This is a genomic window from Tenacibaculum aquimarinum (assembly GCF_022478115.1).
Taxonomy (GTDB): Bacteria; Bacteroidota; Bacteroidia; order Flavobacteriales; family Flavobacteriaceae; genus Polaribacter; species Polaribacter aquimarinum_A.
Map to the genome: position 1 here is coordinate 143,173 of NZ_JAKGSC010000001.1, position 13,755 is coordinate 156,927.

Here is a 13,755-nt window from a genome sequence, read left to right on the forward strand (position 1 = left end):
ATTTTGAAAAGAATTACACAAATGAAAACTGTTTGTTACATTTGCGCTCTGTATGGATTCATTAACACAAATAGTTTTAGGTGCCGCTTGCGGAGAGTTAGTTTTAGGTAAAAAGATTGGCAATAAAGCAATGCTTTTTGGTGCAATTGGCGGTACAATACCCGATTTAGATGTATTTATTGGGAAATTATTTTATAGCAATGAAATTGATATAATGATGTTTCATAGAGGTTTTATGCACTCTATTTTATTTGCTTTTATAGGAGCTTTCGTATTTGGGTTTCTCTTTTACAAAATGTACAATTGGGGAAAAAGAACAGATACAACAACTCAAAAAGATTGGATTTGGTTATTCTTTTTATCCATTTTTACACATCCACTTTTAGATTGTTTTACGCCTTACGGAACGCAATTATTTGCTCCTTTTACAGATTATAGAGTTGCCTTTAATAATATTTCAGTAGCAGATCCTGCATACACAGTTCCGTTTTTATTGTGTTTAATTATTGCTATGTTTTTCAACCGAAATAATATCCGAAGAAAAAAATGGGTGAAAGCTGGTATTTATTTAAGTTCGATTTACATGTTATTTACAATCGGAAATAAATTATATATGGATTCTGTTTTTAAAAAATCGTTTGCTAAAGCAGGAATTGAGTACAACCGATTTTCTGCGCAACCAACCATTTTAAACAATGTTTTATGGTATGCAATTGCAGAAACCGACACCAATTATAAAGTAACCTTTTATTCTTTGTTTGATAAAAGTGCAACGGCAGATACTATTTTAACCTTGCCTAAAAACCATGATTTGATTGATATACAGCATCCAGACATTAAAAAAATGGCTTGGTTTAGCAATAATTATTTCAACTTGATTAAAAAAGATTCAACTGAAACAGTACAGTATAACGATTTACGTTATCCTTTATTAAACTCTAACGACCCAAATTCTTCAGTCTTTAGTTTTACACTTAAAAAAGAAGGTAAGCGTTGGGATATTATTCCATTTTACGGAGCAACACCTTCAAAAGAAGATTTAGAAAACTTTAAAGAACGAATAAAAGGTATTTAATATGAAAGCTGTAATTCAACGTGTGTCTAAAGCAAGTGTTACTATAAATGCTGAAAAAGTAGCGAATATTAAAAGCGGATTATTAATTCTGTTAGGAATTGTAGAAGAAGACACACAAGAAGACATAACTTGGTTATCAAAAAAAATTGCAAACCTGCGTATTTTTAATGATGAAAATAATGTGATGAATACTTCGTTATTAGATAGTAAAGGAGATGCAATTGTTGTCAGTCAATTTACGTTGCAAGCTTCCACAAAAAAAGGAAACAGGCCAAGTTATATAAAAGCAGCTAAACCAGATATTGCAATTCCACTGTATGAAAAATTTATTTTTCAGCTTGAAAAAGATTTGGGAAAGAAAATTCAAACAGGTCAATTTGGAGCCGACATGCAAGTAGAATTACTTAATGACGGCCCTGTTACAATTATAATTGATACAAAAGATAAAAAATAGTTTCCAAGGAAAATAAATTTTGTATATTTGCACTCAATAAAGAACATAAATCAATTAAATAATTATTAAAATGAAAAAAGTAATTTTATCACTTGTTGTTATAGCATCAGTTTTAACAGCTTGTAAAGGAGAAAAGAAAGAAGAAGTTGCAGTAACAGAAGAAGTAAAAGTTGAGGTACAGGAATTAAAAAACAACTTAGACGTAGAAGCATCTGTATTAACTTGGAAAGGAAACAAACCAACAGGTTCTCATGATGGTGTTGTATCTTTAAAAGAAGGAAATTTAACTGTTAAAAACGGAGTTTTAACTTCAGGTGAATTTGTAATTGACATGAATTCTATTACTAACTTAGACATGAAAGGTAGCGATGGTGCTGGTAAATTAGAAGGTCATTTAAAAAATGCTGACTTTTTTGATGTAGAAAAATATCCAACTTCAAAATTTGTAATTACAAGTGTTGCTAAAGGTGAAAATGCATTAAATGTAACTGGTAATTTAACAATAAAAGACGTTACAAAAAGTATTACAATACCTGCAACACTTTCAGAAAACGAAGGTGCAGTTACTTTTAAAAGCGAAAAATTTAAAATTAACAGAGCCGATTTTAATATTAAATATGGCTCTAAATCTTTCTTTGACAACTTAAAAGACAAGTTTATTGATGACTTAATGGAAATGTCTTTTGAAGTGAAGACAAAAGCATAACTTAAAGTTTATAAAACTTTTTTAAAAATCCCAAAACTATGTTTTGGGATTTTTTTTATACGACAATTTTAGTTTCGTTTTTCACAACATTAATTGCAAAAGAACTGTGTGTGCTTCCAATATGTTTTAAAGCTGTAATTTTATGTACCATAAATTCTCTATATTCTTGCATGTCTTTTACATAAACTTTTAGAATATAGTCGTAATCTCCACTTACATGAAAACACTCAGAAACCTCTTCTAACTTCTGAACTTCTTTTTCAAAAGTTGCTACATATTCCTTAGTATGTTGAATTAATTTTATGTGGCAAAAAACTAAGAAAGAACGATTAACCTTTTGCTTATCTACCAACGCAACGTATCGTTTGATAACCTGTTCTTTTTCTAGCTTTTTAATGCGTTCATAAACTGCAGTTACAGACAAATTTAACTGTAAAGACAACTGTTTTGTGGTCTGTTTACTATCATCTTGTAAAAGGTTAATTAGTTTTCTATCCGTTGCATCCAAATTCATAATGAAAAAATTTCTAAAATTAGTGTTTAAACTTTTAATATTTAGTTTAATAAACTACATATTAAATCAAAAGTAGAAAATAAAACTATATTTAAAACTTATTGTTGACTATTTTTCATCTCAATAGTATTTTTACCCAATACAAACTACTAATACTATTTCTTATGAAAGATTTTAAACCAGCTAACGAAATTCAAGATTTACAATATTTTGGTGAATTCGGTGGCGTAAATCCATCAATTTCAGATTCTTCAACCTATACCTTTTTATCCGCAAAAACCATGTTTGATACTTTTGAAGGAAATACAGACGGTTGTTATTTATATTCTCGACATTCTACGCCTTCAAATTTATATTTAGGAGAAGCTTTAGCTGCTATGGAAGGAACAGAAACAGCAAATGTTGCCGGTTCTGGAATGGGCGCAATTACACCTACAATTTTACAGATTTGTGGCGCTGGAGATCATATTGTTTCAAGCAGAACAATCTACGGAGGAACGTATGCTTTCTTAAAAAATTTCACTCCAAGAATGGGAATTGAAACTTCATTTGTAGACATTACAAAATTAGATATAGTTGAGGCAGAAATAACTAAAAACACAAAAATGATTTATTGCGAATCGGTGAGCAATCCATTATTAGAAGTTGCAGATATAAAAGCTTTATCCGCTTTAGCAAAAAAACATAATTTACAACTTGTAGTTGACAATACTTTTTCTCCTTTGTCAATTTCACCAGCAAAATTAGGTGCAGATGTTGTAATTCATAGTTTAACCAAATTCATTAATGGTTCTTCAGACACAATGGGCGGCGTTATTTGCGGAACATCAGATTTTGTAAACTCGACCAAAAGTGTAATTGATGGCGCAAGTATGTTGTTAGGTGCTTCGATGGATTCGTTGCGTTCTTCTTCAATATTAAAGAACATGAGAACTTTGCACATCAGAATGAAACAACATAGTAAAAACGCTGCTTTTTTAGCTGAAAAATTTGAATCAATCGGATTAAAGACAGTTTATCCAGGATTAGAATCACATCCTTCTCACACAGTTTTTAAATCGATGATGAATGAAGAATATGGTTTTGGTGGAATATTAACTATTGATGCTGGTTCTTTAGAAAAAGCAAATGCGCTAATGGAATTAATGCAAGAAAAAAACTTAGGGTATTTAGCAGTAAGTTTAGGTTTTTACAAAACATTGTTTTCCGCTCCAGGAACTTCAACTTCTTCAGAGATCCCAGCAGACGAGCAAAAAGAAATGGGTTTAACTGATGGTTTAATTAGATTTTCAATTGGTTTAGATAATGATATTGAAAGAACATATCAAATGATGAAGAACTGCATGATAGAAGTTGGTGTTTTACACACCTGAAATGGCTTAAAAAACACGTAGTTGAGTGTAGCCGAAACTACATTTTTAAATAAAAATCTTTCGTCAATGCTATATATTCTTTTGTATAGTTATGGCGAGAGATTTCAATTATCAATTCCTCTTCAATAAGTGCCGATTCTTCAAAAGAAAACTCCAACAAACTGCGTTTAATTTCTGAAGTTTCAGTTCCTTTTACACGACAAACTCTATTTAAAAACAAACTATTTTCTAAACCTAAAGCGGTAAAATTCTCTTCTTCCTTCTTCGGAATTACAACAGCAAACGTTCCGTTTTTCGATAGAATCTTAGAAACTCCACTTATTAACGCTTCAAAAGACAAAGAAGATGTAAAACGAGCTTTATTTCTGGCATCGTTTTCGGTTTCAAATTCATCTGTATAAAAAGGCGGATTCGATATAATTATATCATACGTTTCTTCTTCCTCAGCAATTTCTTCAGCAAAATCCTGAAAAGAAGCATTGTAGCAATACAAACGATCTCCCCAATCCGATTGCTCAAAATTCTCAACCGTTTGTTCGTACGCATTTTCGTCAATTTCAACCGCATCAATTGTCATAGCATCACAGCGTTGTGCGGCCATTAAAGCAATAATTCCTGTTCCAGAACCAACATCTAAAACAGCATCTGGATACGTTTCAACAGTACACCAGGCACCTAACAAAACAGCATCTGTACCAATTTTCATGGCAGTCTTGTCTTGGTTAACTGTAAATTCTTTAAATTGAAATGGTTTAGACATGAAGTAAATATTGCAGAGAGAAAGGGATTCGAACCCTTGGTACCGTTTCCAGTACACTACCTTTCCAAGGTAGCCTATTCGGCCGCTCTAGCACCTCTCTAGTTTTTAGTTTTCTAAATACAAATCAATTAAACCTTCAGGAGTTTCAACTTCAAAAACCTTGTTTTCTCTGTCTATTTTCTTGATAAAGTCATCAATCATTGGAATTAGAACTGTACTACCATCTCGCTCAACTTCTAAAAGCGGATGTGCTACTCTTTTGTCATTTATAAAGACCAACTCTCCTACTTCTCCAAAATTTGTATCAACAACAGTAAAACCAATTACTTCGTGATAATAAAATTTGTTTCCAGACAGTTTTGGTAATAAATCTAACGGTAAATAAATACCTGCGCGCATCATAGCATCTGCATCTGCTTCATTAGAAATCCCTTCAAACTTAACACGCAAAGCAGTGCCTTTACTTAAAGAAGATTTTTCAATAAAAAATGGAACCAGATTATTGCCTAAGTCGACAAAAACTGATTCCATATTTCCATATAGCTCTGGTTCATCGGTATCTAATTTGATAACCACTTCACCTTTAAAACTATGTTTTTTAACAATATTACCTAAATAAAAACAATCTTCTTTACGCATATTGTTAGTGTAATTTATTCTTCGCTATCTCCAGCAGTTGCAGCAACTTCTTCAGTGTCTTCAACAACTGGTGCAGCAGCAGCAATACGTGCTTCGTTTACAGCTTTTTCAGCTTCTAATGCTTTAATTTTTGCATCAGCTTCAGCTTTAGATAAACCTTCAGTTTTAGCTAAAATCTTTGAAGCTTTTTCTTCTAACCAAGCAGTAAATTTAGCTTCTGCTTGCTCTTCAGTTAAAGCACCTTTAGCAACACCTCCTGCTAAATGATTTTTTAACATTGCACCTTTGTAAGATAATAATGCTTTCGCAGTATCTGTAGGTTGTGCACCTTTTTGTAACCAATCTACAGCTTTATCAACATCTAAGTCAATAATTGCAGGGTTAGTGTTAGGATTGTACGTTCCAATTTTTTCTAAGTAACGTCCATCTCTTTTTGCTCTACTATCAGCAGCAACAACCCAATAAAAAGGTTTTCCTTTTTTACCGTGTCTTTGTAATCTAATTTTTACTGGCATAATTTTAATTTTTAAGGTTCGCGACCTTGATTATTAATAAATCTTACTATCTCGTAGTAAGTGGGCGCAAAAATACAAAACCTTTTTAAACTAAAACACTAATTATCAATAATTTTTATGGCGTTCGAGCGGGCTTTCACTACTCGCTTTTTTTCATACTTCAAAAAGAGCTCAAACAAGCCGTTCAATCCCTAACGCAAGCATCAGTAATCAGTAATCAGTAATCAGTAATCAGTAATCAGTAATCAGTAATCAGTAATCAGTAATCAGTAATCAGTAATCAAAATTAAAAACTTTGAAACTTTGAAACTTTCTAACTTTCTAACTTTCTAACTTTCTAACTTAAAAACGTTAATAACTTCTCTCTTCTTTTCTCTTTTCTCTTTTCTCTAATCCGTATTTTTACAACTCGTTTAAACAGCTAAACGTATCAACAAATAAACATCCTTCATGTACTTAATTTTCGATACAGAAACTACGGGTTTACCTAAAAGTTGGAACGCTCCAATTACCGACACAGACAATTGGCCAAGGTGTATTCAAATTGCCTGGCAATTGCATGACGAAATGGGAAACGTTGTAGAACACAACGATTTTTTGATTCAACCAGACGGATTTAATATTCCGTTTGATGCCGAAAGAATTCATGGGATTTCTACAGAATTAGCTGCCAAAGACGGAATTACGTTACCCGAAGGATTACAATTATTTAACGAAGCTTTACAAAAAACTAAATTTATTGTTGGTCAAAATGTAGGTTTCGATATTAATATTATGGGCTGTGAGTTCCATCGTTTGGGTGTAGAAAATAATTTAACAACACTTCCACTTTTAGATACGTGTACAGAGAAAACGGCATTAATGTGTCAGATTCCTGGAGGTCGTGGCGGGAAATTTAAATTACCAACCTTAACTGAATTACACAATCATTTATTTGGTACTGGTTTTGGCGAAGCACACAACGCAACTGCCGATGTTGAGGCAACAACACGTTGTTTTTTAGAGTTAATTCGTTTACAAGAATTTACAAAAGAACAATTAGATGCTGATGACGATTATTTCAAAAATTTCTCTGAAGCCAACCCAAAGCCAATTCAAGTAATTGGTTTAAAACACATCAACCTTAAAAGGGAAAGTGAGAAGATTCGTAAAAGTCTTGAAAAGCTAAAAGACACAGCTGACACCAAATCTACCTCAGCAGGTTTAGCGGAATTAGAAGGTGTTCAGTTTTCGCATTTACACAATCATACACAATATTCAGTTTTACAATCTACCATGCAAATTGGTAATATTGTTAAAGCAGCTGCAAAAGACAACATGCCAGCAGTTGCCATGACAGATACTGCAAACATGATGGCTTCATTTCATTTTGTTAGCGCTGTTTTAAAACACAATAAAACTGCAGAAACTCCAATGAAACCAATTATTGGTTGCGAGTTTAATGTCTGTACAGATCATAAAAATAAATCGCAAAAAGACAACGGTTATCAAGTTGTTTTGTTAGCAAAAAATAAAAAAGGGTATCACAATTTAGCAAAAATGTCTTCCATTGCTTTTGTGGATGGTTTCTATTATGTTCCTAGAATTGACAGAGAAGTTATCAAAAAGTACAAAGAAGATATTATTGTTTTAACAGGAAATTTATACGGTGAAGTACCAAGTAAAATTCTAAATGTTGGAGAAAAACAAGCCGAAGAAGCATTGCTTTGGTGGAAAGAAGAATTTCAAGACGATTTTTATATTGAGTTGATGCGTCATAATCAACAAGATGAAAAAATTGTAAATGAAACCTTATTAAAATTCTCTAAAAACCATGACATTAAAATTGTTGCCACAAACAACACTTTCTATTTAGAGAAAAAAGATGCAAATGCACACGATATTTTATTGTGTGTAAAAGATGGAGAAAAACAAGCTACGCCAAAAGGAAAAGGTCGTGGTTATCGATATGGCTTACCTAACGAAGAGTATTATTTCAAGTCTACCGACGAAATGAAAAACCTCTTCGCAGATTTACCAGAAGCTATTATCAATATTCAAGAAATTGTAGATAAAATTGAAATTTTCACTTTAGCAAGAGACGTTTTATTACCTGCTTTTGATATTCCAGAAGAATTTAAAGACGCTGAAGATGAAATAGACGGTGGAAAACGAGGAGAAAATAATTTCCTAAAACACTTAACTTTTGTTGGTGCTAAAAAACGTTATGGAGAAATTACAGAATCCATTAAAGAGCGTTTAGATTTTGAGTTAGAAGTAATTGAAAAAACAGGTTATCCTGGTTATTTTTTAATTGTTGAAGATTTTATTCGCGAAGCAAGAAATATGGATGTTTCTGTGGGTCCTGGACGTGGTTCTGCAGCAGGTTCTGTAGTTGCTTATTGTCTTTGGATTACAAATATTGATCCTATTAAATACGATTTACTTTTTGAGCGTTTCTTAAATCCAGAACGTGTATCCATGCCCGATATTGATATTGATTTTGATGATGAAGGTCGTGGACGTGTTATGGATTATGTAATTGATAAATATGGCGCAAATCAAGTTGCACAAATTATTACTTACGGAACCATGGCTGCAAAATCCTCTATTAGAGATACTGCCAGAGTTTTAGATTTACCACTTTTTGAAGCCGATAGAATTGCAAAATTAATTCCAGGAATTAAACTGAAAAATATTTTTGGTGAAGACGCAAAAAGTAAAGGAAAAGTTGATGGTTTACGTTCAGAAGAAAAACAATTAGTAGAAGAGTTAAAAAACATGTCTTTCGGAAACGATTTGGTTTCAGAAACGATAAATAAAGCTACAATATTAGAAGGTTCTGTTAGAAATACTGGTATTCATGCTTGTGGTGTAATTATTACACCCGGAGATATTACAAACTATGTTCCCGTAGCTTTAGCTAAGGATTCCGACATGTATGTTACCCAATTTGATAACTCTGTAGTAGAATCTGCAGGTTTATTAAAAATGGATTTCTTGGGTTTAAAAACGTTGACTTTAATTAAAGACACCGTTAAAATTGTAAAGGCAAAACATAATGTAGATTTAGATCCAGAGAATTTTCCATTAGATGATGAAAAAACATACGAACTTTTCCAAAGAGGAGAAACTGTAGGTATTTTTCAGTATGAATCTCCAGGAATGCAGAAACACATGCGCTCTTTAAAACCTACGGTTTTTGCAGATTTAATTGCAATGAACGCATTATACAGACCTGGACCAATGGAATATATTCCGTCTTTTATTAATAGAAAGCACGGAACCGAAGATATTGAGTATGATTTACCTGCCATGGAAGAATATTTGGCAGAAACCTACGGAATTACAGTGTATCAAGAGCAAGTAATGTTACTCTCTCAAAAATTGGCAGATTTCACAAAAGGTGAAGCCGATGTTTTGCGTAAAGCAATGGGTAAAAAGCAAATTGCGGTACTTGATAAAATGAAACCAAAGTTCATTGAACAAGCTGGTAAAAACGGGCATGATGAAGAAAAATTAGAGAAAATTTGGAAAGACTGGGAAGCCTTTGCAAGTTATGCATTTAACAAATCTCACTCTACTTGTTATGCTTGGATTGCTTATCAAACTGCCTATTTAAAAGCGCATTACCCTGCGGAATATATGGCTTCTGTACTTTCAAATAATATGAAAGATATAAAAGCAGTGTCATTCTTTATGGAGGAATGTAAACGAATGGGGTTACAGGTTTTGGGCCCAGATTTAAATGAATCTTATTTAAAATTTTCCGTAAATGATGAAGGTGCTGTTCGTTTTGGAATGGCTGCGGTTAAAGGGGTTGGTGCTGGAGCTGTAAGAGCAATTATTGAAGAAAGAAAAGAAAACGGAAACTACACTTCTATTTTTGATTTAGCGAAACGTGTTGATTTAAGATCTGCCAACAAAAAGTCTTTTGATAGTTTAATAAAAGCAGGTGCATTTGATTCTTTTACAGATACACACAGAGCTCAATATTTTGCAACAGATGAAAAAGGTTTAACCTTTTTAGAACGTGCCATGAAATTTGGAAGTAAATTTCAAGAAAATGAAAATTCTGCTCAGGTTTCTATGTTTGGAGAAGCTTCTACGGTTCAATTTCCTGAACCAGACATTCCTGAATGTGAAACTTGGGGAACCATGGAACTTTTATCGCAAGAAAAAGAAGTTATTGGTATTTATATCTCTGCACATCCGTTAGATGATTTTAAAAATGAAATGATTTTTTGCAATGCAACAATAAGGCATTTTAAAGATGATTTTAGCAAATATGTTGGAGCAAATTTATCTTTTGCAGGTATTGTAACTGATGTACAACACAGAGTTTCTAAAGCTGGAAAAGGTTGGGCTATGTTTACTATTGAAGACTATGCAGATAGTAATGAGTTTAGAGTTTTTGGAGAAGATTACTTGAAATTCAAACACTTTTTAGTTCCTAATTCTTTCTTATTTGTTCGCTCTACCATTCAAGCTGGTTGGACAAATAAAAATACAGGAGTTGTTGGTGAACCAAGGTTAAAGTTTTTAGACTTTAAGTTGTTACACGATATAATGGGAGAGTTATGTAAAAAAATAACCATAAAAATACCTTTACATCAAATTACAAAAGACACCATTAAAAACCTAGAACATACCTTTGCAACCAATAGCGGAAATCAATCTTTGCATTTTACAATTTGGGATGCAGCAGAAAAAATTGAAGTTAATACACCAAGTAGAAATACAAAAGTAAATATTACTAATGAGTTTTTGAGTTCACTTAAAATGAATAATATAGACTTTAAGTTGAATTAATTTTTTTATCGAAAAAATAAATGAATCAAGATAAAAGCGGAGTTTGGAATAGTTGGAATGAAAATATTTCTTACAATTACAAATCACTATATAAAATCAACTCAGAAGAAGAGCTTCAAGAAGTTGTAAGAAATTCAGAAAAAATTCGTGTTTTTGGAAACAAACAATCTTCTTCAGATATTGTTTCTGGGGCTTCAACTTTAGTTGACATTAAAACGTATAATAAAATTTTGTCTTTTAATGATTCCGAAAAAACAGTTACAGTTCAATCTGGTGTAATTTTAGGAGATTTACTAGAAGTAATCGAAGCAAGAGGCTGGTGTATTCCCTGTTTACCAGACATTAATACAATTACTATTGGTGGCGCATTAACAACAGGAACTCACGGAACTAGCGGAAAATTACTAAGTGAATACATAACAAAATGTACGATTATTTTAGCAGATGGTTCGCTAAAAGAAATTACAGAAAAAGAGGAATTAATACATGCCGTAAGAGTTTCTTTGGGTGTTTTAGGTGTGCTCTCTGAAATCACATTTAAATGTGAAGATATTTACACTTTACATGTAAAAGAAGGACCTGAAAACGATAGTGATTGGCTACCAAAAATTAAGGAACGCCTAAAAAAACATGATTTTCTTAGAATTTTATGGCTTCCTCATACGGATAAAGGATATGTTATTATTGGTGATAAAATTTCGGCAGATACAGAGATAAAAGAAAACCTAGGTCCTAAATTCTTGAAACACCGACGAAAAGCATCTAAAATATTATACAAGTACACACACGTTTTTCCATGGATAACAGCAATTGCAAATAAACTTTTGTACAGAGGTTTTTTCAGTTCTACAAAAGAACACAAAGGCTCTTTATACCAAGCAACAGTTACAAAATCTAGAGGTTCTACTTTAGAATTAGCAGAATGGACAATTGGATTAGATAAGTTTCCGAAGGTTTTTGAAGAATTAAAAACAGAAATCAACAAATGGTCAAATAAATCATTTATTCATATTCCAATGGATATTCGTTTTATTTATAAAGACACCTCTTGGTTAAGTTATGCTTATAAAAAAGATACTGTAACAATGGGTTGTGTTTCTAGAAACGCTGCCACTGCAGATTCTTATGAAGCTTTTAAAAGTATTGAAAAAATATTCTTAAAATATGGAGGGAAACCTCATTGGGGAAAACGATTTACCGCTAAAGACGCTGAACTTTCTAAAATCTACGATAAGTGGGAAGACTTTAAAATTTTAAGAAAAGAATTAGATCCTAACAATAAGTTTTTAAATCCATATTTGGCTGAATTATTTAACGAAAAACCATCAACTAATGAAACTACCTAAAGGATTTTTATTTGACTTTGATGGAGTTGTTGTTGATAGTAAAGAAAGCCATAATTCTGCTTGGGCCTCAGCTTTTAAAGAGTTATTTAATTCAGAAATAGCTCCATTCCCTAAAACACATGCAGGAAAATCGCCAATGATTATTGCTGAATACTTTTGCAGCGTAATTGGTCAAGAAGAAAGAACGGAAGAATTGTTTTATTTGAAAGATATTCATTTAGACAAATATTTTAAAGTACCTAAACTACTACCTGGAGTTAGAGAATTTACAACTTTTTTATCTGAAAAAAACATTTCTTATGGAATTGCAAGTAATGCTACAAAACAATTTTTAAAGAACAGCATTCATTATTTAAATTTAGAGTTTACTACCGTTTTTGGAGTACAAGATTACATAAAACCAAAACCAGCTCCAGAAGCTTATATTACACTTGCAAAAGCTTTAAATTTTAAAGAAACAGACTTTAAAGATATTTGGGTTTTCGAAGATAGTTTAACAGGTACAACAGCAGCAAAATTAGCAGGTATGATTCCAATTGGGATTACTACACAGTATTCTGAAGAAGAATTAAAGAAAGCGGGAAGTATATTAGTTTTTCCAACTTTGCTGGAAGCTTATCATTTTTTAACCAACAAATTTTAATTGGTTAATTCCCTAAATAGTTTTTCTAAATTTTTATTTTCTGAATTAAGTTCAAGAATCTTAAGTTCATGTTCTTGCGCAAAGTCAAATATTTTTGGACGCATATCTTCTTCCGATGAAAAAGTAAGTAACCAAGAATTATCGAAGTTATTTTTTATTGTTTTTACATTTGGTAAACGCTGTAAAAACTGCTCCTCAATCTTATAATCAAACATAACATTTAGCACTTGTTCTTTTTGATTTTTAAGCTCGCTAAGCGGTTTATTAATTACGATTTCTCCTTTATCAATAATTATAACACTGTCGCACATTGCTTCTACTTCTTGCATTATATGTGTAGAAAGTAGTACCGTTTTTTCTTTTCCTAATTCTTTAATCAACTCTCTAATTTCAACTAACTGATTCGGATCTAAACCCGTTGTTGGTTCATCTAAAATCAACACATCTGGGTTATGAAGAATTGCCGCGGCTAAACCAACTCGCTGTCTATAACCTTTAGATAATTGACTTATCTTTTTTGAAGCTTCTAATGTTAATCCAACTTTTTCAATTACAGTTTCTATTTGATTTTTATCAACTTTAAAAATTGAAGCTTGAAATTGCAGATATTCACGAACATACATTTCTAAATACAACGGATTGTGTTCTGGCAAATAACCAATCGTTTTTTGTGCTGATATTGGATTTACAATCACATCAATATCATTTATTTTAATCTCACCTTCTGTAGGTTTTAAAAATCCAGTAAGCATTTTCATTGTGGTAGATTTCCCTGCTCCGTTTGGACCTAAAAAACCAACAATTTGACCTTTTTTCACTGAAAAAGAAATATTGTTTACAGCTTTTTGGTTTCCGTAATTTTTAGAAAGTGATGTTACTTGTATAGACATTTTTCAAAAATAAAATGATTTATCTATTCAACGAAGTTTTTACCTAATT

General features: G+C 32.0%; 12 protein-coding genes and 1 tRNA gene. 7 read left to right on the plus strand and 6 right to left on the minus strand.

All coding sequences use genetic code 11. The features are described from left to right. Positions 1-52 precede the first annotated feature (52 nt). The 3 genes from L1S33_RS00675 (at position 53) to L1S33_RS00685 (ending at position 2,235) form a co-directional block, all read left to right on the plus strand. Entirely contained in the window at positions 53-1,075 is a 1,023-nt protein-coding gene (locus tag L1S33_RS00675; RefSeq protein ID WP_240560798.1) for a metal-dependent hydrolase, read from the plus strand. A gap of 1 nt (position 1,076) precedes the next feature. Continuing rightward, positions 1,077-1,529, plus strand: a complete 453-nt coding sequence (dtd, locus tag L1S33_RS00680; protein WP_240560799.1) for a D-aminoacyl-tRNA deacylase — start codon at positions 1,077-1,079, stop codon at positions 1,527-1,529. 70 nt (positions 1,530-1,599) lie between these two features. Further along, the gene (locus L1S33_RS00685) at positions 1,600-2,235 is read left to right on the plus strand and encodes a YceI family protein (RefSeq protein ID WP_240560800.1); all 636 of its coding nucleotides are present in this window, start codon (positions 1,600-1,602) and stop codon (positions 2,233-2,235) included. Between the two features lie 55 nt (positions 2,236-2,290). On the opposite strand, the gene L1S33_RS00690 is transcribed toward L1S33_RS00685, so the two are convergent. After that, complete coding sequence (locus L1S33_RS00690) at positions 2,291-2,749, minus strand: Lrp/AsnC family transcriptional regulator (RefSeq protein WP_240560801.1); 459 nt, start codon at positions 2,747-2,749, stop codon at positions 2,291-2,293. A gap of 164 nt (positions 2,750-2,913) precedes the next feature. Here L1S33_RS00690 and L1S33_RS00695 point away from each other — a divergent pair, with 164 nt between their 5' ends. Next, a complete protein-coding gene (locus tag L1S33_RS00695) occupies positions 2,914-4,122 on the plus strand; it encodes an aminotransferase class I/II-fold pyridoxal phosphate-dependent enzyme (protein WP_240560803.1) in 1,209 nt (402 codons plus the stop codon). A gap of 37 nt (positions 4,123-4,159) precedes the next feature. Here the strand turns inward: L1S33_RS00695 and L1S33_RS00700 are convergent, their stop codons facing one another. The 4 genes from L1S33_RS00700 to L1S33_RS00715 all read right to left on the minus strand — a co-directional run bounded on the left by L1S33_RS00700 (position 4,160) and on the right by L1S33_RS00715 (position 6,036). After that, on the minus strand, positions 4,160-4,882 hold the full coding sequence (locus tag L1S33_RS00700; protein ID WP_240560804.1) for a tRNA1(Val) (adenine(37)-N6)-methyltransferase: 723 nt from the start codon (positions 4,880-4,882) through the stop codon (positions 4,160-4,162). Between the two features lie 13 nt (positions 4,883-4,895). Next, positions 4,896-4,982 (minus strand) — tRNA-Ser (locus tag L1S33_RS00705). 5 nt (positions 4,983-4,987) lie between these two features. Next, the gene (gene rimM, locus L1S33_RS00710) at positions 4,988-5,521 is read right to left on the minus strand and encodes a ribosome maturation factor RimM (RefSeq protein WP_072555796.1); all 534 of its coding nucleotides are present in this window, start codon (positions 5,519-5,521) and stop codon (positions 4,988-4,990) included. 14 nt (positions 5,522-5,535) lie between these two features. Beyond that, on the minus strand, positions 5,536-6,036 hold the full coding sequence (locus L1S33_RS00715; protein WP_240560805.1) for a 30S ribosomal protein S16: 501 nt from the start codon (positions 6,034-6,036) through the stop codon (positions 5,536-5,538). Between the two features lie 450 nt (positions 6,037-6,486). Between L1S33_RS00715 and dnaE the strand changes: the two genes are divergently transcribed. The 3 genes from dnaE to L1S33_RS00730 are packed head-to-tail and all read left to right on the plus strand — an operon-like array spanning position 6,487 to position 12,816. Beyond that, positions 6,487-10,827 carry a DNA polymerase III subunit alpha gene (gene dnaE, locus L1S33_RS00720; RefSeq protein WP_240560806.1) on the plus strand — a complete coding sequence of 1,447 codons (4,341 nt, stop codon included), beginning with the start codon at positions 6,487-6,489 and terminating at the stop codon, positions 10,825-10,827. A gap of 20 nt (positions 10,828-10,847) precedes the next feature. Next, positions 10,848-12,173 (plus strand): D-arabinono-1,4-lactone oxidase, encoded by a 1,326-nt coding sequence (locus tag L1S33_RS00725; RefSeq protein WP_240560808.1) that lies wholly within the window; start codon positions 10,848-10,850, stop codon positions 12,171-12,173. Further along, positions 12,160-12,816, plus strand: coding sequence for an HAD family hydrolase (locus L1S33_RS00730; protein ID WP_240560809.1), 657 nt, complete (start codon positions 12,160-12,162; stop codon positions 12,814-12,816). Before L1S33_RS00725 ends, L1S33_RS00730 begins: the two co-directional genes overlap by 14 nt. Here L1S33_RS00730 and gldA read toward each other — a convergent pair. Continuing rightward, entirely contained in the window at positions 12,813-13,706 is an 894-nt protein-coding gene (gene gldA / locus L1S33_RS00735; RefSeq protein WP_240560811.1) for a gliding motility-associated ABC transporter ATP-binding subunit GldA, read from the minus strand. The genes L1S33_RS00730 and gldA overlap by 4 nt on opposite strands. Positions 13,707-13,755: the final 49 nt, after the last annotated feature.

Coding starts and splice junctions, on each gene's coding strand:
- L1S33_RS00675 (WP_240560798.1), top strand. CDS start 53: ATGGATTCATTAACACAAATAGTTTTAGGTGCCGCTTGCGGAGAGTTA.
- dtd (WP_240560799.1), top strand. CDS start 1,077: ATGAAAGCTGTAATTCAACGTGTGTCTAAAGCAAGTGTTACTATAAAT.
- L1S33_RS00685 (WP_240560800.1), top strand. CDS start 1,600: ATGAAAAAAGTAATTTTATCACTTGTTGTTATAGCATCAGTTTTAACA.
- L1S33_RS00690 (WP_240560801.1), bottom strand. CDS start 2,749: ATGAATTTGGATGCAACGGATAGAAAACTAATTAACCTTTTACAAGAT.
- L1S33_RS00695 (WP_240560803.1), top strand. CDS start 2,914: ATGAAAGATTTTAAACCAGCTAACGAAATTCAAGATTTACAATATTTT.
- L1S33_RS00700 (WP_240560804.1), bottom strand. CDS start 4,882: ATGTCTAAACCATTTCAATTTAAAGAATTTACAGTTAACCAAGACAAG.
- rimM (WP_072555796.1), bottom strand. CDS start 5,521: ATGCGTAAAGAAGATTGTTTTTATTTAGGTAATATTGTTAAAAAACAT.
- L1S33_RS00715 (WP_240560805.1), bottom strand. CDS start 6,036: ATGCCAGTAAAAATTAGATTACAAAGACACGGTAAAAAAGGAAAACCT.
- dnaE (WP_240560806.1), top strand. CDS start 6,487: ATGTACTTAATTTTCGATACAGAAACTACGGGTTTACCTAAAAGTTGG.
- L1S33_RS00725 (WP_240560808.1), top strand. CDS start 10,848: ATGAATCAAGATAAAAGCGGAGTTTGGAATAGTTGGAATGAAAATATT.
- L1S33_RS00730 (WP_240560809.1), top strand. CDS start 12,160: ATGAAACTACCTAAAGGATTTTTATTTGACTTTGATGGAGTTGTTGTT.
- gldA (WP_240560811.1), bottom strand. CDS start 13,706: ATGTCTATACAAGTAACATCACTTTCTAAAAATTACGGAAACCAAAAA.